General features: G+C 71.5%; 20 protein-coding genes and 1 tRNA gene. 16 read left to right on the plus strand and 5 right to left on the minus strand.

Features of this window, described 5'->3' with window-relative positions; translation table 11 throughout:
- Nucleotides 1–39: 39 nt before the first annotated feature.
- On the plus strand, nucleotides 40–954 hold the full coding sequence (locus ACOKGD_RS05880; protein WP_342335131.1) for a non-homologous end joining protein Ku: 915 nt from the start codon (nucleotides 40–42) through the stop codon (nucleotides 952–954).
- Nucleotides 955–960: 6 nt separating this feature from the next.
- Here the strand turns inward: ACOKGD_RS05880 and ACOKGD_RS05885 are convergent, their stop codons facing one another.
- A complete protein-coding gene (locus ACOKGD_RS05885) occupies nucleotides 961–1704 on the minus strand; it encodes a DedA family protein (RefSeq protein ID WP_342335130.1) in 744 nt (247 codons plus the stop codon).
- 58 nt (nucleotides 1705–1762) lie between these two features.
- Nucleotides 1763–1844: transfer RNA gene (locus tag ACOKGD_RS05890), tRNA-Leu, on the minus strand.
- Nucleotides 1845–1971: 127 nt separating this feature from the next.
- On the opposite strand from ACOKGD_RS05890, the gene ACOKGD_RS05895 reads away from it, so the two are divergent.
- Genes ACOKGD_RS05895 through ACOKGD_RS05925 form a run of 7 tightly spaced genes read left to right on the plus strand, consistent with a single transcriptional unit; the run spans nucleotide 1972 to nucleotide 6473 of the window.
- Nucleotides 1972–3129, plus strand: coding sequence for a CpaF family protein (locus ACOKGD_RS05895; RefSeq protein ID WP_342335128.1), 1158 nt, complete (start codon nucleotides 1972–1974; stop codon nucleotides 3127–3129).
- Nucleotides 3129–3989, plus strand: coding sequence for a type II secretion system F family protein (locus ACOKGD_RS05900; protein ID WP_342335127.1), 861 nt, complete (start codon nucleotides 3129–3131; stop codon nucleotides 3987–3989). Before ACOKGD_RS05895 ends, ACOKGD_RS05900 begins: the two co-directional genes overlap by 1 nt.
- Nucleotides 3986–4930 carry a type II secretion system F family protein gene (locus ACOKGD_RS05905; RefSeq protein WP_342335125.1) on the plus strand — a complete coding sequence of 315 codons (945 nt, stop codon included), beginning with the start codon at nucleotides 3986–3988 and terminating at the stop codon, nucleotides 4928–4930. The genes ACOKGD_RS05900 and ACOKGD_RS05905 overlap by 4 nt, the downstream gene beginning before the upstream one ends.
- A gap of 39 nt (nucleotides 4931–4969) precedes the next feature.
- A complete protein-coding gene (locus ACOKGD_RS05910; RefSeq protein WP_342335124.1) occupies nucleotides 4970–5173 on the plus strand; it encodes a hypothetical protein in 204 nt (67 codons plus the stop codon).
- Nucleotide 5174: 1 nt separating this feature from the next.
- Entirely contained in the window at nucleotides 5175–5588 is a 414-nt protein-coding gene (locus ACOKGD_RS05915; protein WP_342335123.1) for a TadE/TadG family type IV pilus assembly protein, read from the plus strand.
- A 4-nt stretch (nucleotides 5589–5592) separates the two neighbouring features.
- Nucleotides 5593–6024, plus strand: coding sequence for a TadE family protein (locus ACOKGD_RS05920; RefSeq protein ID WP_342335121.1), 432 nt, complete (start codon nucleotides 5593–5595; stop codon nucleotides 6022–6024).
- Nucleotides 6021–6473 carry a pilus assembly protein TadG-related protein gene (locus ACOKGD_RS05925; protein WP_342335120.1) on the plus strand — a complete coding sequence of 151 codons (453 nt, stop codon included), beginning with the start codon at nucleotides 6021–6023 and terminating at the stop codon, nucleotides 6471–6473. Before ACOKGD_RS05920 ends, ACOKGD_RS05925 begins: the two co-directional genes overlap by 4 nt.
- Here ACOKGD_RS05925 and ACOKGD_RS05930 read toward each other — a convergent pair whose 3' ends face one another.
- Nucleotides 6474–7721, minus strand: a complete 1248-nt coding sequence (locus ACOKGD_RS05930; RefSeq protein ID WP_342335542.1) for an MFS transporter — start codon at nucleotides 7719–7721, stop codon at nucleotides 6474–6476.
- Between the two features lie 152 nt (nucleotides 7722–7873).
- On the opposite strand from ACOKGD_RS05930, the gene prfB reads away from it, so the two are divergent.
- From prfB to serA, 4 genes are all read left to right on the plus strand, one after another.
- Entirely contained in the window at nucleotides 7874–8983 is a 1110-nt protein-coding gene (gene prfB / locus ACOKGD_RS05935) for a peptide chain release factor 2 (protein WP_342335118.1), read from the plus strand.
- Between the two features lie 103 nt (nucleotides 8984–9086).
- Nucleotides 9087–9596: a DNA polymerase III subunit gamma/tau gene (locus ACOKGD_RS05940; protein ID WP_342335116.1), complete on the plus strand. Its 510-nt coding sequence runs from the start codon at nucleotides 9087–9089 to the stop codon at nucleotides 9594–9596.
- On the plus strand, nucleotides 9593–9943 hold the full coding sequence (locus ACOKGD_RS05945; protein ID WP_342335115.1) for a hypothetical protein: 351 nt from the start codon (nucleotides 9593–9595) through the stop codon (nucleotides 9941–9943). Before ACOKGD_RS05940 ends, ACOKGD_RS05945 begins: the two co-directional genes overlap by 4 nt.
- 145 nt (nucleotides 9944–10088) lie before the next feature.
- Nucleotides 10089–11678, plus strand: a complete 1590-nt coding sequence (gene serA / locus ACOKGD_RS05950; protein WP_342335114.1) for a phosphoglycerate dehydrogenase — start codon at nucleotides 10089–10091, stop codon at nucleotides 11676–11678.
- Between the two features lie 75 nt (nucleotides 11679–11753).
- On the opposite strand, the gene ACOKGD_RS05955 is transcribed toward serA, so the two are convergent.
- On the minus strand, nucleotides 11754–12296 hold the full coding sequence (locus ACOKGD_RS05955) for a TetR/AcrR family transcriptional regulator (RefSeq protein ID WP_342335112.1): 543 nt from the start codon (nucleotides 12294–12296) through the stop codon (nucleotides 11754–11756).
- Nucleotides 12297–12381: 85 nt separating this feature from the next.
- Between ACOKGD_RS05955 and ACOKGD_RS05960 the strand changes: the two genes are divergently transcribed.
- From ACOKGD_RS05960 to ACOKGD_RS05970, 3 genes are read left to right on the plus strand one after another with little or no spacing between them, the layout of a single operon-like run.
- Nucleotides 12382–13899, plus strand: a complete 1518-nt coding sequence (locus tag ACOKGD_RS05960) for an MFS transporter (RefSeq protein ID WP_342335111.1) — start codon at nucleotides 12382–12384, stop codon at nucleotides 13897–13899.
- A gap of 59 nt (nucleotides 13900–13958) precedes the next feature.
- On the plus strand, nucleotides 13959–15011 hold the full coding sequence (locus tag ACOKGD_RS05965; RefSeq protein WP_342335110.1) for a 3-isopropylmalate dehydrogenase: 1053 nt from the start codon (nucleotides 13959–13961) through the stop codon (nucleotides 15009–15011).
- A gap of 48 nt (nucleotides 15012–15059) precedes the next feature.
- Nucleotides 15060–16160: a branched-chain amino acid aminotransferase gene (locus ACOKGD_RS05970; RefSeq protein ID WP_342335109.1), complete on the plus strand. Its 1101-nt coding sequence runs from the start codon at nucleotides 15060–15062 to the stop codon at nucleotides 16158–16160.
- A 50-nt stretch (nucleotides 16161–16210) separates the two neighbouring features.
- Here the strand turns inward: ACOKGD_RS05970 and ACOKGD_RS05975 are convergent, their stop codons facing one another.
- Nucleotides 16211–16972, minus strand: a complete 762-nt coding sequence (locus tag ACOKGD_RS05975; protein WP_342335108.1) for a peptidase E — start codon at nucleotides 16970–16972, stop codon at nucleotides 16211–16213.
- A gap of 93 nt (nucleotides 16973–17065) precedes the next feature.
- Between ACOKGD_RS05975 and ACOKGD_RS05980 the strand changes: the two genes are divergently transcribed.
- Nucleotides 17066–17839, plus strand: coding sequence for a fumarylacetoacetate hydrolase family protein (locus ACOKGD_RS05980; RefSeq protein ID WP_342335107.1), 774 nt, complete (start codon nucleotides 17066–17068; stop codon nucleotides 17837–17839).

Raw genomic sequence — 17839 nt, forward strand, 5'->3', positions numbered from 1 at the left:
CCCTGGCCGCGACACGGGAAAGAGGTGTTCACTGGGGCCATGAGATCGATCTGGAAGGGCGCGCTGACGTTCGGGCTCGTGAACGTGCCGGTCAAGGTGTACGCGGCGACCGAGGACCACGACGTCAGCCTGCACCAGGTGCACAACGCCGACGGCGGCCGCATCCGTTACCAGCGCAAGTGCGAGATCTGCGGCGAGGTGGTCGCCTACGCCGACATCGACCGCGCCTACGACGACGGCGACCGCACGGTGGTGCTCACCGACGAGGATCTGAAGTCGCTGCCCTCGGAGCGCAGCCGCGAGATCGATGTGGTGGAGTTCGTGCCGACCGAGCAGGTCGATCCGATCATGTTCGACAAGTCGTACTTCCTCGAGCCGGACTCGGCCTCGCCGAAGGCCTACGTGCTGCTGCGTCGCACGCTCGAGCAGACCGACCGCACAGCGATCGTGCGCTTCTCGCTGCGGCAGAAGACGCGCCTGGCGGCCCTGCGCGTGCGCGGCGACGTGCTGATGCTGCAGACGCTGCTCTGGGCCGATGAGGTGCGCGAGGCGGCGTTCCCGGCGCTGAAGGACGACGTGCGGATCTCGAGCAAGGAGCTCGAGCTGTCGGCGAGCCTCGTCGAGAGCTTCGCCAGCGATTTCGAACCGGATCAGTTCGTCGACGAGTACCAGGAGGAGCTGCGCACCCTCATCGCCGCCAAGCTCGAGAAGGGCGACGCGATCGACACCGAGGCGACGTTCGGCGAGCAGGAGGAGGAGTCCGGCGGCGAGGTCATCGACCTGATGGCGGCCCTGCGGGCGAGCGTCGAGCGCTCGCGCGCGTCCCGCGGGGAGGCGGCGAAGCCGGAGGACGACGAGAAGGACGAGGCGCCGAAGACGAAGGCCAAGGCCAAGGCGAAGCCGAAGACCGCGTCGAAGGCCGAGCCGAAGAGCGCGAAGAAGAAGGCCTCGTAACGCGCCTTACAGCGTGATGTCGGGCTTGCCGTCGCCGTCGATGTCGGCGCCGCGCTCGAAGACGTCCTCGTCCAGGACGAGCATCTGCGCCGGGACGGCGGCGGCCTTGCGCGCCTGGCGGCGCTCGGCGAGGTAGTGCCACAGGGTGACGATCGCGGTGCCGCCGACGGCGACCAGCAGCACAACGTCGATGTACTCGGTGACCAGATCCGCGACGACGGGGATGAAGGCGATGAGGTAGCCCAGCATCGTCAGCCCGAAGCCCCACAGCACGGCGCCGATCAGGTTGTACAGCGAGTACTTCTTCCACGGCATGTGACCGACGCCCGCGGCGACCGGTGCGAAGGTCCGCACCACCGGCACGAAGCGCGCCAGGATCACGGTGATGCCGCCGAAGCGCTCGAAGAACGCGTTGGTGCGCTCGACGTTCTTCGTGCTGAACAGGCCCGACTCGCGTTTCTCGAAGATCGCGGGGCCGCCCTTGTGGCCGATGAAGTAGCCCGCCTCGCCGCCGATGAAGGCCGCCAGGGCGATCAGCCCGGATGCGACCCAGATGTTCACCCCGAACACGTCGCTCGTGTGGGTGAGCAGGCCCGAGATGATCAGCAGCGTGTCGCCCGGGAGCAGGAACCCGACGAGCAGACCCGTCTCCGAGAACACGATGAGGCAGACCACCAGCAGGGCCCAGGGTCCGGCCGAGTCGATGATGGCCTGCGGGTCCAGCCAGGGGAGGAGGGCGAGAGGTCGCACGGTGATCCCGTCTTCACTTACTGCTGTGGATGAACTGTCCGGGGTGGACGAACTGTCGTGCGGAAGGTGGGACTTGAACCCACACGCCGTGAGGCACAGGAACCTAAATCCTGCGTGTCTGCCAATTCCACCACTCCCGCGAAGTCCGATCAGTCTACTGAGACGCACGGACATCCATGCCGAGGGGCGACCCCCGGAAGTCGTGGGGGAAACCCCGACTGTGGATAACTTCCGGGGTCTTCTCCGCGGTCTTGTCACGATGAGCGGGTGACCCAGCTCCACCCCGACCGCGGCGCGGCGACGGCCTCGCTCGTCGACCGCGTCCGCGAGCGGCTCCGGTCCGACCGCACGGACCCGACCGACACCCCGGACGCCGTGGCGCGGATCGCGCGCGCCGAGGTGCGCCGGCACAACGACATCGCCCTCGCACGCGGCACCGCGCCCATCGACGACGAGGCGGCGCGGGTGCGCGAGGTGCTGGCGGCGGTCACCGGATACGGGCCGCTTCAGCCCTACCTCGACGACCCGGAGATCGAGGAGCTCTGGATCAACGCGCCCGACAAGGTGTTCGTCGCCCGGGGCGGGGTCTCGGAGCGGGTGCCGGTCGAGCTGACCGACGCCACCGTGCGCGACCTCATCGAGCGCATGCTGCACTCCACCGGGCGCCGCGTCGATCTCTCCCAGCCGTTCGTCGATGCCTCCCTCCCGGACGGGTCCCGTCTGCACGTGGTGATCGGGGGCATCGCGCACCGGCACTGGGCGGTGAACATCCGCAAGTTCGTCTCGCGGTACCGGTCGCTGGACCGGCTCGTCGACCTGGGGTCGCTGAGCCCCGAGGCAGCCGACCTGCTGCGCGCCGCGATGGCCGACGGGCGCAGCGTGCTCGTCTCCGGGGCGACGCATGCCGGGAAGACGACCCTGCTGGGCGCGCTCGTGGCCGCGAGCCCCGCCGCGCACCGCATCGTCACGGTCGAGGAGACCTTCGAGCTCGGCGTCCAGGCGCCGGACCTCGTGGCCATGCAGGGGCGCCAGCCCAGTCTCGAGGGCACGGGGGAGATCACCCTTCGCCGGCTCGTGAAGGAGGCCCTGCGCATGCGGCCCGATCGGCTTGTGGTGGGGGAGGTGCGCGATGCCGAGGCCCTCGACCTCCTCCTCGCCCTCAACACGGGAGTGCCCGGAGCCGCGACCATCCACGCGAACTCGGCGGCCGATGCGCTGGGGCGTCTGGCCGCGCTGCCGCTGCTGGCCGGCCGCAACATCGACCGCGGCTTCGTGCTGCACGCCGTGGCCACCAGCGTCGACCTCGTGGTGCACTGCGAGCGGGCGGCGTCGGGGTTCCGCCGGGTCGCGGAGATCGTCGAGCCCACCGGCCGCATCGCCGGGGAGCTGCCCGAGGTCCGCACGGTGTACCGGGCGGCGCGCTGATGACCGTCCTGTGGGGCGTTCTCCTCGGAGCCGGGCTGCTTCTCACGGTGTCCCCGTGGCTGTGGCCGCTGTCCGGGGAGCGCCGGCAGCGGACGTCGGGAGGCGGCGCGCTGTCTCACCTCCTGGCGGAGGCCGGGCTCTCGCACGTGCCGCCTCGTGTGGTCCTGGCCGCCTGCGTGGTCGCATCGCTGGTGTGCGGCGCCGTGGCCTGGCTGGGCACAGGGGTCGGCACGCTCGGGCTGCTGGCGCTCGCCGCGGGGGCGGCCGCCCCGATCATCTGGCTGCGCTCGCGTCGATCCGGGCTCATCCGCGCCCGCCGGGCGCTGTGGCCCGACGTGTGCGACCTGCTCATCGCCTCGGTGCGCGCGGGGATGTCTCTCCCCGACGCCATCGGGACCCTCGCCGTGTCCGCGCCGCCCGCGCTGCGCCCCGCGTTCGCGCGCTTCGACCGCGACATCAACGCCTCGGGGCACTTCGACTCGAGCGCCGACCGCCTGAAGACGGCGCTGGCCGACCCCATGGGGGACCGGATCGTCGAGACCATGCGCATGGCACGGCAGGTCGGCGGCACCGAGCTGGTGCCGGTTCTGCGGGCGCTGTCGGCATCGGTCCGCGCGGACGCGGCCCTGCGGGCGGAAGTGGAGTCGCGTCAGTCGTGGACGAAGGGGGCGGCCGTCCTCGGGGTGATCGCGCCCTGGGTGATCCTCGCGATGCTCGCGCTGCGGCCCGAGGGCGCCGATGCCTACTCGAGCCCGGAGGGAGTCGTGCTCATCGTCGTCGGCGCCGCCGTGTCGTTCGTGGCGTACCGCGTGATGATCCGGATCGGGCGCCTCCCCGAGCAGCGGAGGTGGTTCGCGTGACCTGGGCGACGGACGCGGCCCTCGCGATCCTGCTCGGCGGGGGCCTGGGGGCGGGCGTCTGCCTGCTGCTGGTGCTCGTCCCGCGGATCGGGGCACCGTCGGTCTCGCGTCGCATCGCCCCGTACATCCGCGAGGTGACCGACCCGGCCGGCACCACGGCGTGGGAGCTGATCGGCCGCGCAGGATTGGCAGGCGCGACGGGCATGGCGTCGGCCCTGGATCGCGCCACGGCCGCAGCGGTGCGGCTCGTCGGCACATCGGAGGCCCTGGCGATGCGCCTGGCGCAGGCAGGCGTCGCCGTCGACCCCGCCGCATTCCGCGCTCGCCAGCTCGGATGGGGCGTCGCGGGGCTCGGAGCCGGCGCCGTCGCGGTGGTGGCGGTCGCGCTCGCCGGATCGTTCACCGGCCCCGCACTGCTCCTGCCGATCGTCTCCGGCGCCTGCGCGATCGTGCTGTGCGATGTGCTCCTGACCCGCCGCGCCCGGGCCCGCACCGCCCGGATCGCCGATGAGCTGCCCACCGTGCTCGAATTCCTCGCGCTGTGTCTGGCCGCGGGTGAGGGCATCCTCGGCAGCCTCCGCCGCGTGGGCGCCGTGGGATCGGGGGAGCTCACGGCCGAGCTGCGCGCGGTCGTGCTCGACGTCGGCACCGGCTCGAGCCTGCCGGATGCGCTGACCGCGCTGTCGCAGCGCCTGCACGTCCCCGCCCTCTCGCGCACGGTCGAGCACCTCGTCTCCGCGCTCGACCGCGGTGCTCCGCTCGCCCAGGCGCTGCAGGCGCAGGCCGCCGACGCGCGCGAGGACGCGAAGCGATCCCTCATCGAGGCCGCCGGCCGCAAGGAGATCCTGATGCTCCTTCCCCTGGTGTTCGGACTCCTTCCCCTCTCCGTCCTGTTCGCCGTCTTCCCCGGGGTGTTTATGTTGCGCCTCGGCATCGGCTGACCGTTCCCGTCCTCTCATCCACACGAAAGCGAGATCCTCATGGACCTGATCGAACGCCTCCTTCTCCGCACCCGCACGGCATGGGGCCGGCTCGACGAAGACGAGCGCGGCGATGTGCCCGGCTGGGTGCTCATCACGCTGATGACCGCGGGGCTCGTCGTCCTCATCTGGGCCCTCGCGGGGCCGGCGCTCTCCGGGCTGTTCGAGCAGGCGATCGCCCGTGTCACGGGCGGCCTGAGCTGACATGAACCGCACGACGAGCGCCGACGCGTGGAACCCGACCGCGTGCGAGCGCGGATCCGGCCCCGCGGAGTTCGTGCTCGTCGGCGGGCTGCTGACGCTGCTCACCCTCGCGGTGCTGCAGCTCGGCCTCGCCGTCTACGTGCGCAACGTGGTGCACGACGCCGCGGTCGAAGGCGCGCACTACGCCGCCCTCGCGGACTCGGATCGCGCGCGCGGCATCGATCGCACGCGAGAGGTCATCGGGCGGGCGGTGGGAGAGCAGTACGCCGATGACGTCACGGCGGCGTACGGCGCCACTGGCGGTGTGCCCTCCGTGACCGTGACGGTGCGCGCCGTTCTTCCCCTCATCGGGCTCATCGGAGTCCCTCAGGCCATGGAGGTGAGCGCGAGTGCCCCGGTCGAGTCCCTTCCCTGACGCGATGCGGCGCCTGCGCGCGGCAGGAGCGGACGAGATCGGTTCCGCGGCCCTCGAGTTCCTCACCGTGGGCGTGCTGATGCTTGTGCCGCTCGTCTATCTGGTCCTCGCCCTGGGCGAGATCCAGTCCCAGGCGCTTGGCGTCGAGGCGGGCGCCCGATTCGTCGCTCGCACGATCGCGGCGGGCGAGGGCGACCCGGATCGTGTGCTCGACGCGGTCACGCGGGAGTACGGGATCCGCGACGTCGACGCGCAGGTCTCGTGCCTCCCGGCGGCCGCCGAGTGTCCGGCCGCCGGCGCGACCATCCACGTCACCGTGGCCGCACGCGTGTCGCTGCCGCTCATCCCGCCGATCCTCGGGCTCGAGCGCCTCGCCGAGGTGCCCGTGGAGGCCACGGCCGTCCAGAAGGTCTCGCGGTACTGGGAGGCGCAGTGATCCGGCTCAGCTCCGCACGACGCGCCGCGCGGCGCCTCGCGCTCGCGGGAGACGAGGACGGCAGCACCCTGCCGCTCGTCCTCGGGTACGCCCTCCTCGCGATCGCGGTGATCCTGGTCTGCGCCGACGCGACATCGCTCTACCTCGCGCAGAAGCGGCTGGACGCCCTCGCCGACGCGGCCGCGCTCGCCGCGTCCGACGGCTTCGCCCTGACCCTGCGCGGTGACGCACCCGAGGCGCGCCTCGATCCCGCGCGGGTGGGCGAGCAGGCGCGGGCCATCGTCGACGCGGCCCCCGGCGACCCGGCGCTCGTCGCGGCGCACACGAGCGACGGCGTCTCGGTGAGCGTCACCGTCGCGGCGCAGTGGCACCCGCCGATCCTCACGCCCTTCGTGCCGGAGGGTGTCGCGCTGCGGGCGACGGCCACGAGCCGCAACGCCCTGGACTGATCAGGGGCGGTTCGGCACGAAGCGGGGCACCCAGCGCACGAACGCCAGCGCGCCGAGCAGGCCCACAACGCCGATCGCGCCCGCCGCGACCGACAGCGAAGCCACCGCCGTCAGCGCCGACACCACCAGCGGGCTGAGGGCACCACCCGCATCGGTGATCGTGCGCCACGCGCCGAGGAAGGCGGCCGGGCTCGCCTTCGGCGCCACGTCCGCACCGAGCGTCAGCAGGATCCCGCTCGAGAGCCCGTTGCCCACGCCGATCACCGACGCGAACACACCGAACCACATCGCCGCCTCGCCGGCCTCGTGCGTGAAGGCGAGCGCGATCATGGCGCCGCCCATCAGCACCAGCGCGGGCACCGCGGCCCAGAGGCGGCCGAAGCGATCCATCACCTGGCCGCTGGCATAGAACAGCGCGAACTCCAGGGCGCCGGCGATGCCCACGATGAGCGCGATCGTCGACGAGTCGAGCCCGATCGACAGGCCCCACAGCGGCAGGATCGCCGGGCGCGAGGCCCGCACGAACGACAGCGAGGCGGCCGCGACGCCGAGACGCGAGAGCACCCGGCGGTTGGCGCGGATCGTCGCGAACATGCCCAGGCGCGCCTGGGTGGGGATGGATCCCGTGACGGCCTCGCCGGTGTCCTCCGGCTCCAGGGCATCGGCCGGCTCGGCCGCGCGCCGCGCCCGCGCGGCGCGTTCCGCCGCGATAGCCCGCTCCTCGGGATCGGGTCCGAAGGCCACGAGCAGCCCGACCAGCAGCAGGCACGCGCCGAAGAACCAGATGCTCGAGTGCTCGTCGCCGAAGATCGCCAGCAGCGCAGCGGCGATGAACGGGCCGGCGAACGCGCCCAGGCGGAAGGATCCGCCCAGCAGCGACAGGGCCCGGGCGCGGAATGCCAGGGGAACGCGGGTCGTCATGAACGAGTGGCGCGCCAGGCCGAAGGCGGCGGCGCTCATGCCCAGCACGAACACCGACACCATCAGCACGCCGAGGTGGCGCGATAGCAGCATCCCCGCCACACCGAGCAGCGAGACGCCCGACGCGAGCACCATCGTGTACCGCTCGCCCACGCGGGCGACGAGCCAGCCCGCCGGCAGGTTGCCGCACAGCTGGCCGACGACGAGCATCGCCGCCACCAGGGCCGCGGTCGCCAGATCGGCGCCGAACTCGCGCGCCACGATGGGCAGCAGCGGCAGGATCGCACCCTGTCCCAGCGAGTAGATCGCCGTCGGGCCGTAGACCATCGGCGCGTACCGGCGGATCGTCTCGGCGGCCCCGCCGCCCTCGCCCGATCCGTCACCCGCCACCCTTCTCACGCTACTCCCGGCCGATGCACGGTGGGGGAGACGGCCAGCCCCGCGCGAGGGGGGAGCGCACCGCGATAGGCTGAGGGGAAATGCTTGAATACGATCCTTCCGCCGAGATCCAGGCGCTGCGCACCACGTTCGCGAACATCCGAGAGGTGGTCGACGTCGAGTCGCTGCGCGCCGACATCGCGCGCCTCGAGGCCGAGGCCGCCGCCCCCGGGCTGTGGGACGACACCGCCAATGCGCAGAAGGTGACCAGCGCGCTCAGCCACACGCAGGCCTCCCTCAACCGCGTCGAGGCGGTCGAGCGTCGCCTCGACGACCTCGAGGTGCTCGTCGAGCTCGCCAACGAGATGGGCGACGAGGACTCGGTCAGCGAGGCCCGCAAGGAGATCTCCGACCTCGATAAGGTCATCAGCGACCTCGAGGTCAAGACGCTGCTCGACGGCGAGTACGACGCGCGCGGCGCGGTCGTCACCATCCGCTCCGGCGCCGGCGGCGACGACGCCACCGACTTCGCCGAGATGCTGATGCGCATGTACCTGCGCTACGCCGAGCGCAACAAGTACCCGGTGAAGGTGCTCGACACCTCCTACGCCGAGGGCGCGGGCATCAAGTCGGCCACGTTCGAGATCGACGCCCCCTACGCCTACGGCATCCTCTCGGTCGAGGCGGGCACCCACCGCCTGGCGCGCATCAGCCCCTTCGGATCGGCCGACAAGCGCCAGACGAGCTTCGCCGCCGTCGAGGTCATCCCGATCATGGAGGAGGCCGGCGAGGTCGAGATCCCGGAGAACGACCTCCGCGTCGACGTCTTCCGCTCGTCCGGCCCCGGCGGCCAGTCGGTCAACACGACCGACTCGGCCGTGCGCCTGACCCACCTTCCGACCGGCATCGTCGTGTCGATGCAGAACGAGAAGTCGCAGATCCAGAACCGCGCGGCGGCCATGCGCGTCCTGCAGACCCGCCTGCTCCTGCTCCAGAAGGAAGAGGAAGCGGCGAAGAAGAAGGAGCTCGCCGGAACGATCACCGCGAGCTGGGGCGACCAGATGCGCTCGTACTTCCTCTACGGCCAGCAGCTCGTGAAGGATCTGCGCACCGGCTACGAGGTGGGAAACCCCGCGTCCGTCTTCGACGGCGACCTCGAGGGCCTGATCAACGCCGGCATCCGCTGGCGCAAGCGCAAGATCGAGGACTGACGCGCTACGCGCCTCCGCCGCTGGACGGCGCCCCTCCGCGCCGTCGTCCGGATCCGGGCGCGCGCCCCGCGAGTCGAGACCCCGCGGTCGCTAGTCTGAGCGTATGAGCTCCGACGACGACGCCCTGTCCTGGGACGGCGACGAGGACCGGATCGACACCCCGGCACCTCGCACCCCTTCGTCGCTGCCGCGCGGCTGGCGGGCCGTGGGCCGGGGCAGCCGCGACGTGCCGACGGCCGACGAGAAGACCGAGACGACGCCCCACACGGCCTCCGACGCGGCAGACCCCGCGGAGCACCACGAGGCCGGGCCGATGGGCAACGCGGCGCTCGTGAGCTTCGGCGTCATCGCCGGCGTCTACGCGCTGTACGTCGTCGGCTGGGCACTCGGCAGCTTCCGCCTCCGCGACGTGCAGACGGCCGGCGGCGGGGTGGCGGACCTCATGTTCCAGGCCGCCATGTGGCTCGGCATCGCCGCGCCGGTGATCTGGTTCTTCGTCACACTCCACACGACCCGACGGTCCCCGCTCTGGCAGCGCTTCGTGGGCCTCGGCCTCGGGATCCTGCTGCTGGTGCCGTGGCCGTTCGTGATGATGGGAACGATCGGACGATGACCACCGAGACGCACGACGCACGCCGCACCCCGCCCGTCTGGGCCATCGCGACGGTCGCGGGCTTCTTCGCCCTGCTGTTCGCCTACGCCGTCTGGACGGCGATCAGCTACCTCGTGGCCTGGGTGCAGGCGGCGGGAGCGGCCGATGCCTCCCTCAACACGATGGGGTGGGTCGTCTGGATCCTCGCGATCGCCCTGCCCATCGTGCTGTTCGGCGTGGCGCTGGCCCTCGGAATGCGCCGCGGGCTCGTCACGCTGGCGCTGTTCCTGCTCACGGGGCTCGCCCTCGTGGCGGTGTTCTGGCTGAACGTCGTGGCCTACACGACGGTCACGCCGATCATCGGCTGAGGCCCGCGGCGGCCCCCGCGCGTCAGGAGTGACGCGGCGCCTCCGATAGAGTGGCAGGCAGGATCGCGCTCCGCTGGCGTGGCGCGACGGACCCACCCACACCCCGCGCAGTCCCCACCGCGCACGCCATCGAAGGATCCACCCCGTGCCGAAGCCCGTCGTGCTCATCGCCGAAGAACTCTCTCCCGCCACGATCGACGCGCTCGGTCCGGACTTCGATGTCCGAACCGTGGACGGCACCGACCGTGCCGCGCTGTTCTCGGCCCTCGCCGAGGCGAACGCCGTCCTGATCCGCTCGGCCACGAAGATGGACGAGGAGGCGATCGCCCAGGCGCCGCAGCTCAAGGTCATCGCCCGTGCCGGCGTCGGTCTCGACAACGTCGACATCAAGGCCGCCACCACGGCCGGCGTGATGGTCGTCAACGCGCCGACCTCGAACATCATCTCGGCCGCCGAGCTGACCTGCGGTCACATCCTGAGCCTCGCGCGTCACATCCCGCCGGCCGCGTCGGCCCTCGCCGGCGGCGAATGGAAGCGCAGCAAGTACACCGGCACCGAGCTGTTCGAGAAGACGCTCGCGGTGGTCGGCCTCGGCCGCATCGGCGCCCTCGTTGCCGCCCGCATGCAGGCGTTCGGCATGCGCGTCATCGCCTTCGACCCCTACGTCACCCCGCAGCGCGCGCAGCAGCTCGGCGTCGAGCTGGGCACGCTCGACGAGGTGCTCGAGCAGGCCGACTTCCTCACGATCCACATGCCGAAGACCCCCGAGACCACCGGCATGATCTCGACCGAGCAGCTGAAGAAGATGAAGCCGACGTCGTACGTCGTCAACGTCGCGCGCGGCGGCCTGATCGACGAGGTCGCGCTGGAGCAGGCGCTGAAAGACGGCGAGATCGCCGGAGCCGGCCTCGACGTGTTCTCGAGCGAGCCGCCAGCCGACACCCGCCTCACCGGCCTGCACAACGTCGTCGCGACGCCGCACCTCGGCGCGTCGACCGACGAGGCCCAGGAGAAGGCGGGCATCGCGGTCGCGAAGTCGGTCAAGCTCGCCCTCGAGGGTGACCTCGTGCCCGACGCGGTGAACGTCGCGGGCGGCATCATCGACCCGTTCGTGCGCCCCGGCATCGCGCTGGTCGAGAAGCTCGGCCAGGTCTTCACCGGTCTCGCGCAGAGCGCCGTCACCAGCCTCGACATCGACGTGCGCGGCGAGCTCGCCGCCTACGACGTGAGCGTCTACAAGCTGGCCGCGCTCAAGGGCATCCTCTCGGGCGTCGTCAGCGAGAACGTCTCGTACGTCAACGCGCCGCTGTTCGCCGAGCAGCGGGGCATCGAGACGCGCCTCACGGCCGAGACCGAGAGCCCCGAGTACCGCAACATCACGACGCTGCGCGGCGCGCTCGCGGACGGCACCGTCCTGAGCGTCTCGGGTACGCTCGCCGGCACGCGGATGGTGCAGAAGATCGTCGGCATCAACGGCTACGAGATCGAGGTGCCGATCGAGAAGCACCACGTCGTCTTCATCTACCGCGACGCCCCCGGCGTGGTCGCGGTCTACGGCCAGAAGTTCGGCGCCGCGGGCATCAACATCGAGGGCATGCAGGTCGCGCGCGAGCAGGCCGGCCTGGCGCTCAGCATCGTGACGGTCGACCAGCGGGTCTCCGACGACGTGCTCGAGGCGATCGGCCGCGAGATCGACGCCACGCTCATCACGCAGATCGAGATCGCCGAGGCCTGATCCGGCCTCACCCGACGCCCCGGTCGCGCCTCGCGCGGCCGGGGCGTTGCGTGTGCGCGGCGACCGCAGGGGCGCTCAGGCGCCCGCGGCGCCCTCGACGATCCGGATGAGCGCCTCGAGGGCCGCCCCGTGGGGCACGGGCCCCGGCAGATCGTTCATGAGGGCGGAGTTGACGTAGATCCCGTCGCTCACGAGCATCACGAGGTCGAGCGCCGCGTCGTCACGGACGTGGGGGCGCAGGGCATCGGCCCACAGTGCCCGGACGTCTGCGAGCAGGGCCGCGGCGGTGGCGTTGCCGCCGTGCGCCAGGCGGCCGACGGCCGTGATGGCCGTGTCGAGGGGGAGGCCCACGTCGGCCGATGTGGACAGGAAGTACGAGATCGCGCCCTGCGGCGCGGTGCGGACGGCATCGACGTCCTCGTCGACGAGGATGCGCAGCCGGGCGTACAGGCCCTCCTCGAGGGCCTCGCGGGATCCGAAGTGGTAGAGGAGCCCGCCCTTGGAGACGCCGGCTTCCCTGGCGACGGTCTCGAGGGTCGCCGCCCGCTCGCCCTCCGCGACGAGCACGCGCTCGAACGCGTCGAGCACCTTCTCTCGGGCGCGGGGCGGACGGGTCATGCGCACCACTTTCTCACGCGCAGGCGATGCCCAGCGATTCCCATTACTGTACCAACCGGACGGTACACTTAAGCGGGAGCAGCAGATGACGACGCACACCACGGCGATCGAGACCCAGGCGGAGCCGCGCGCGGGATGGCGCGGCTGGACCGCGCTGGCGGTGCTGATGCTGCCCGTGCTGCTGGTGTCGGTCGACAACACGATCCTGAACTTCGCACTGCCGGCGATCTCGCGCGACCTCGAGCCCTCCAGCGCCGAGCAGCTCTGGATCATCGACGCGTACTCGTTGGTGCTCGCCGGCCTTCTGGTCACCATGGGGTCGTTCGGCGACCGGGTGGGCCGTCGCCGCATCCTGCTGATCGGCGCCGTCGGCTTCACGCTCGTGTCGGTGCTCGCGGTGTTCGCGCCGACGGCGGGCTGGCTGATCGCCGCGCGCGCGGCGATGGGCCTGTTTGGCGCCTGCCTGATGCCGTCGACGATGTCGCTGCTGCGCAGCATCTTCCCGAACCGCGATCAGCGCCGCGTCGCCGTGGCGATCTGGGCGGGCATGTTCTCGGCCGGCGCCGCGCTGGGCCCGATCGCCGGCGGATTCCTGATCGAGCACCTGCCCTGGCAGAGCGTCTTCCTGCTGGCGGTCCCGGTGCTTGTGGTGCTGCTGGTGCTGGCGCCCGTCTTCGTCCCCGAGAGCCGCGATCCGCATCCCGCGCCGGTCGACGTCGTCAGCATCGCGCTGTCGATGCTCGCGCTCGGGCCGATCGCCTTCGGCATCAAGGAGATCGCGGTGCACGGCTGGGCCGGCGCCCTGCCGGTCGTGATCGGCGTGGTCTTCGCGTGGCTCTTCGTGCGCCGCCAGCTCCGCGCGAGCGCCCCGATGCTCGACATGGCCCTGTTCCGGCGCTGGGGCTTCACCGGCTCGCTCCTGGTGAACCTCTTCAGCGTGATCGCGCTCGTGGGCTTCCTGTACTTCGCCTCGCAGCACCTGCAGCTGATCGTGGGGCTGAGCCCGATGGCCGCGGGCATCGCCCTCGTCCCCGGGATGCTGCTGTCGATCGCGGGCGGCCTCGCAGTCACCCCCATTGCGCGGCGCCATTCGGCCGCCGTCGTGGTGCCCGCCTGCCTCACGCTCGCCCTCGCGGGTTACCTGGTGGTGGCCTTCTCCGGCGCCCACGACCTGTGGCTGATCGTGATCGCGTTCACGCTGCTCGGCGCCGGCGTCGGCGCGGCCGAGACCGTCTCGGGCGAGCTCATCCTGGCCAACGCCCCGGCCGCCAAGGCCGGCGCCGCCAGCGCGGTCTCCGAGACCGCGTACGAGCTCGGCGCCGTGCTCGGCACCTCGATCCTCGGCGGCATCCTGACCGCCGGCTACCGATCCACGCTCGCCGTGCCCGCCGGTGTGCCCGACGACCTCGCCGCCCACGCGCGAGAGACCCTCGCCGGCGCCATGAACGCGGCCGACACCCTCGGCGGCGAGGTCGGGCGCGCGCTGCGCGACGCGGCGGCGGCCGCCTTCGACGGGGGAGTGGCCCTCACCGCCTTCATCGGCGCGGGGCTCGTCGTGCTCAGCGGAGTCATCGCCGCCACTACGCTGGGAAGACGCCGCTGAGCCTGCGGAGCGCCAGGGAGCGCTGACCGCCCCGGCCACGGCGCGAGAGAAGGAGAGCAATGTCGCGTGTCGTGAAGCTGGCCGTCATCCCGGGTGACGGCATCGGCCCCGAGGTCATCGCCGAGGCCGTCAAGGTCCTCGACGCCGCCACCGCCGGAACGGACGTCTCCTTCGAGAAGACGCCGTTCTCGCTCGGTGCCGGGCGGTTCCTCGAGACCGGCGACACGCTCACCGACGACGACCTCGACGCCATCAAGGCGCACGACGCGATCCTGCTCGGCGCCGTCGGCGGCGTCCCTGGCGACCCGCGCCTGAAGGACGCGAACATCGAGCGCGGCCTGCTGCTGAAGCTGCGGTTCGAGCTCGACCACTACGTGAACCTGCGCCCGTCGAAGCTCTACCCCGGGCAGGCGGGCCCGCTGGCCGACCCGGGCGACATCGACTTCGTGGTGGTCCGCGAGGGCACCGAGGGCCCGTATGTCGGAAACGGCGGATCGATCCGCCGCGGCACCCCCGCGGAGGTCGCCAACGAGACGAGCGTCAACACCGCCTACGGTGTCGAGCGCGTGGTGCGCTACGCCTTCGACCTCGCCGAGCGCCGCGGCCGGAAGCTCACGCTGGTGCACAAGACCAACGTGCTCGTGAACGCCGGATCGCTGTGGCAGCGCGTGGTGAACGAGGTCGCGGCCGAGCACCCGGACGTCGCCGTAGACTACCTGCACGTCGATGCGGCCACGATCTTCCTGGTCACGAACCCCAGCCGCTTTGACGTGATCGTCACCGACAACCTCTTCGGCGACATCCTCACGGACCTGGCCGGCGCCGTCACCGGTGGCATCGGTCTCGCCGCCTCGGGGAACATCAACCCCTCTGGCGCCTTCCCGTCGATGTTCGAGCCGGTGCACGGATCCGCGCCGGACATCGCCGGCTCCGGAAAGGCCGACCCCACGGCCGCCATCGGCTCCATCGCCCTGCTGCTCGATCACCTCGGGCTCAGCGACGCGGCGGATCGCGTGACGCGCGCGATCGAGAGCGACATCAGCGAGCGGGGCGCACAGCCCCGCACCACGGCGGAGATCGGCGACGCCATCGCCGCCCGCCTCCAGGCGTAACCTGGGCCACGCGCCCGAGGCACGCCCGAAGAAGACAGGACTGTCCCCATGACTGAGACGACTCAGAACGACCAGGCAGCGGATCTCGCGTTCGCCGTCACGAAGAACCTCGCGGCGAAGTCGCCGGCCGAGCGCGACGCGATCCTCGAGAACCCCGGTTTCGGCACGCACTTCACCGACCACATGGTCGACATCTGCTGGTCCACGAAGGGCGGCTGGCACCGTCCGCGTGTCTCGCCCTACGGCCCGATCAGCCTCGACCCGGCCGCGGCCGTCCTGCACTACGGGCAGGAGATCTTCGAGGGCATCAAGGCGTACCGCCACGCCGATGGCGGTGTCTACACCTTCCGTCCGGATCAGAATGCGCTCCGCCTGCAGCGTTCGGCGCGTCGCCTCGCTCTGCCGGAGCTGCCCGTGGAGTACTTCCTCCAGTCGCTGCGCGAGCTGATCGCGGTCGACGGCGCCTGGGTGCCGTCGGGGGAGGACCAGAGCCTCTACCTGCGGCCGTTCATGTTCGCCAAGGAGGCGTTCCTCGGCGTCCGCGCGGCCAACAAGGTCGCCTACTACGTGATCGCCAGCCCCGCGGGCTCCTACTGGCCGCGCGGCATCAAGCCGATCAACATCTGGCTCGAGGAGAAGTACCAGCGCGCCGGCAAGGGCGGCACGGGCGCGGCGAAGACCGGCGGCAACTACGCGGCGAGCCTGCTCCCGCAGGCCGAGGCCTACGAGCGCGGCTGCGACCAGGTCGTCTTCCTCGACGCCGACGGCTACGTCGAGGAGCTCGGCGGGATGAACATCCTGTTCGTGAAGAAGGACGGCACGATCGTCACCCCCGCCTCCGACAGCATCCTCGACGGCATCACCCGCAACTCGATCCTCGAGCTGGCGCGTGCCCGCGGACTGACCGTCGAGAACCGCCCCGTCTCGCTCACCGAGTGGCGCGAGGGCGTGGCCTCGGGCGACATCACCGAGGTGTTCGCGTGCGGCACCGCCGCCGTTGTCTCGCCGATCGGCCTGCTCAAGAGCGACGACTTCGAGGATCAGCAGCCCATCGGCGAGCTGGCCCTGTCGCTGCGCGAGGAGCTCACCGACATCCAGTACGGCCGCCGTGAGGACACCCACGGCTGGCTGGTGCGCCTGGACGCCTGAGCCTCCGCCCGTCCGGAATGCCCCGCTCCTCGGAGCGGGGCATTCCGCGTTCACGCGCCGAAGCGCTCCCCACGCGGCCAGGGCTCCAGGATCCGGGTCGGCAGGGGCGACTCGACCACGCCGCCCCCGTCGCGTCGCAGCAGCCACGCCCGCGCTCCCTCGCGCTCGGAGACGGCCTCCTCGAACCGGGTGCCGCGGAACACGACCGCGCTGCCGTTGTCCGTCGCGTAGCAATCGGGAAGCGCGCCCGCGCCGACGAGCCCGGTGATGGCCGGCCGGCGCTGCTCCTCGGCGTCGTGATGCGGGCTGTTCGAGTACGGGAGGAAGCCCAGGCCATCGAAGACGGGCCGCAGTCGCGGCCCGAACGAGTCGGTTGTGCCGCCGACGAACCAGCACAGGGATCCGGCCGACACCCCGCACAGCACCACGCCGGACTGCCACGCGCCGTGCAGGGCATCGCGCAGCCCGTGCAGCCGCCACAGCGCCAGGAGGTTCGCCACGCTGCCGCCCGCGACCCAGATCACATCCTGGGCGCGGAGGAACCCGCCGACATCGGCCACGTTGGGCTGCGGGAACAGCGCGAGGTGGCTCACGACGAAACCCCGCCGCCCGAAGGCCGCGTACATGGCGGTCAGCGACGCCGGATTGTCGCCCTCGGCCGTGTCGATGATGCAGAGCCGCGGAGCCGACGACGTCCGCGCGTACTCGGCGGCGAGGCGATAGACGGGCCCGGCCTCCCAGTCCATCGGCCCGAGGCCCAGCCCGGTGAAGCCGATGCTCGATGCGATGATCGTGGGCTCACTCGCCGCCATGGGCGCCGTCCTGCCTGCTTCGCGGGGTCACGACGTCAGCATGGCACGAGCGACCGACACCGCCCCTGTGCTCTGCCTGGCTAGGCTGAACGGGTGAAGATCGCTCGCTTCAGCCACCAGGACAGCATCCGCTTCGGCATCCTCGACGGGACGGAGCTCGTTGTGCTGGCGGGCGATCCGCTGTTCGCCGGATTCGACACCACGGGCGAGCGCGTCTCGCTGGCAGACGTGGCGCTGCTGGCCCCCGTGATCCCGCGCTCGAAGGTGGTGTGCGTCGGCCGCAACTATCGCGACCACGCCGCCGAGCTCGGCAACGAGGTGCCGAAGCAGCCGCTGCTGTTCCTCAAGCCCAACACCTCGGTCATCGGGCCCGGCGACACGATCGTGCGCCCGCCGCAGACGCAGGACACGCAGTGGGAGGGCGAGCTCGCCGTCGTCATCGGGCAGATCGCCAAGAACGTCTCGGCCGCCGACGCGCTGAACTACGTGTTCGGCTACACGATCGCCAACGACGTCACCGCGCGCGACCTGCAGAAGCCCGACGGCCAGTGGGCCCGCGCGAAGGGGTTCGACACGTTCTGCCCGCTCGGCCCGGCCATCGAGACCGACTTCGACCCCGCCCAGGGCGAGGTCATCACGCGCCTGAACGGCGAGGAGAAGCAGCGCGCGCCGTTCACCGACATGATCTTCGACATCCCGTTCCTCATCGAGTACATCTCCGCCGCGTTCACGCTGCTGCCCGGCGATGTGATCCTCACCGGAACGCCCGCGGGCGTCGGCCCGTTCGGGGCCGGCGACGTCATCGAGGTCGAGATCCCGGGGCTCGGCATCCTGCGCAACATCGCGCGCGACGCGCTGAGCGCGTGA

The sequence above is a fragment of the Microbacterium phosphatis genome, assembly GCF_049177115.1.
GTDB classification, from domain to species: domain Bacteria; phylum Actinomycetota; class Actinomycetes; order Actinomycetales; family Microbacteriaceae; genus Microbacterium; species Microbacterium phosphatis.

Excerpts from the sequence above, each read along its gene's own strand:
- ACOKGD_RS05880 (WP_342335131.1), top strand. The coding sequence starts at position 40 with ATGAGATCGATCTGGAAGGGCGCGCTGACGTTCGGGCTCGTGAACGTG.
- ACOKGD_RS05900 (WP_342335127.1), top strand. The coding sequence starts at position 3,129 with ATGACCGTCCTGTGGGGCGTTCTCCTCGGAGCCGGGCTGCTTCTCACG.
- ACOKGD_RS05910 (WP_342335124.1), top strand. The coding sequence starts at position 4,970 with ATGGACCTGATCGAACGCCTCCTTCTCCGCACCCGCACGGCATGGGGC.
- ACOKGD_RS05915 (WP_342335123.1), top strand. The coding sequence starts at position 5,175 with ATGAACCGCACGACGAGCGCCGACGCGTGGAACCCGACCGCGTGCGAG.
- ACOKGD_RS05920 (WP_342335121.1), top strand. The coding sequence starts at position 5,593 with ATGCGGCGCCTGCGCGCGGCAGGAGCGGACGAGATCGGTTCCGCGGCC.
- ACOKGD_RS05930 (WP_342335542.1), bottom strand. The coding sequence starts at position 7,721 with ATGGTCTACGGCCCGACGGCGATCTACTCGCTGGGACAGGGTGCGATC.
- prfB (WP_342335118.1), top strand. The coding sequence starts at position 7,874 with ATGCTTGAATACGATCCTTCCGCCGAGATCCAGGCGCTGCGCACCACG.
- ACOKGD_RS05940 (WP_342335116.1), top strand. The coding sequence starts at position 9,087 with ATGAGCTCCGACGACGACGCCCTGTCCTGGGACGGCGACGAGGACCGG.
- ACOKGD_RS05945 (WP_342335115.1), top strand. The coding sequence starts at position 9,593 with ATGACCACCGAGACGCACGACGCACGCCGCACCCCGCCCGTCTGGGCC.
- ACOKGD_RS05955 (WP_342335112.1), bottom strand. The coding sequence starts at position 12,296 with ATGACCCGTCCGCCCCGCGCCCGAGAGAAGGTGCTCGACGCGTTCGAG.
- ACOKGD_RS05960 (WP_342335111.1), top strand. The coding sequence starts at position 12,382 with ATGACGACGCACACCACGGCGATCGAGACCCAGGCGGAGCCGCGCGCG.
- ACOKGD_RS05965 (WP_342335110.1), top strand. The coding sequence starts at position 13,959 with ATGTCGCGTGTCGTGAAGCTGGCCGTCATCCCGGGTGACGGCATCGGC.
- ACOKGD_RS05970 (WP_342335109.1), top strand. The coding sequence starts at position 15,060 with ATGACTGAGACGACTCAGAACGACCAGGCAGCGGATCTCGCGTTCGCC.
- ACOKGD_RS05975 (WP_342335108.1), bottom strand. The coding sequence starts at position 16,972 with ATGGCGGCGAGTGAGCCCACGATCATCGCATCGAGCATCGGCTTCACC.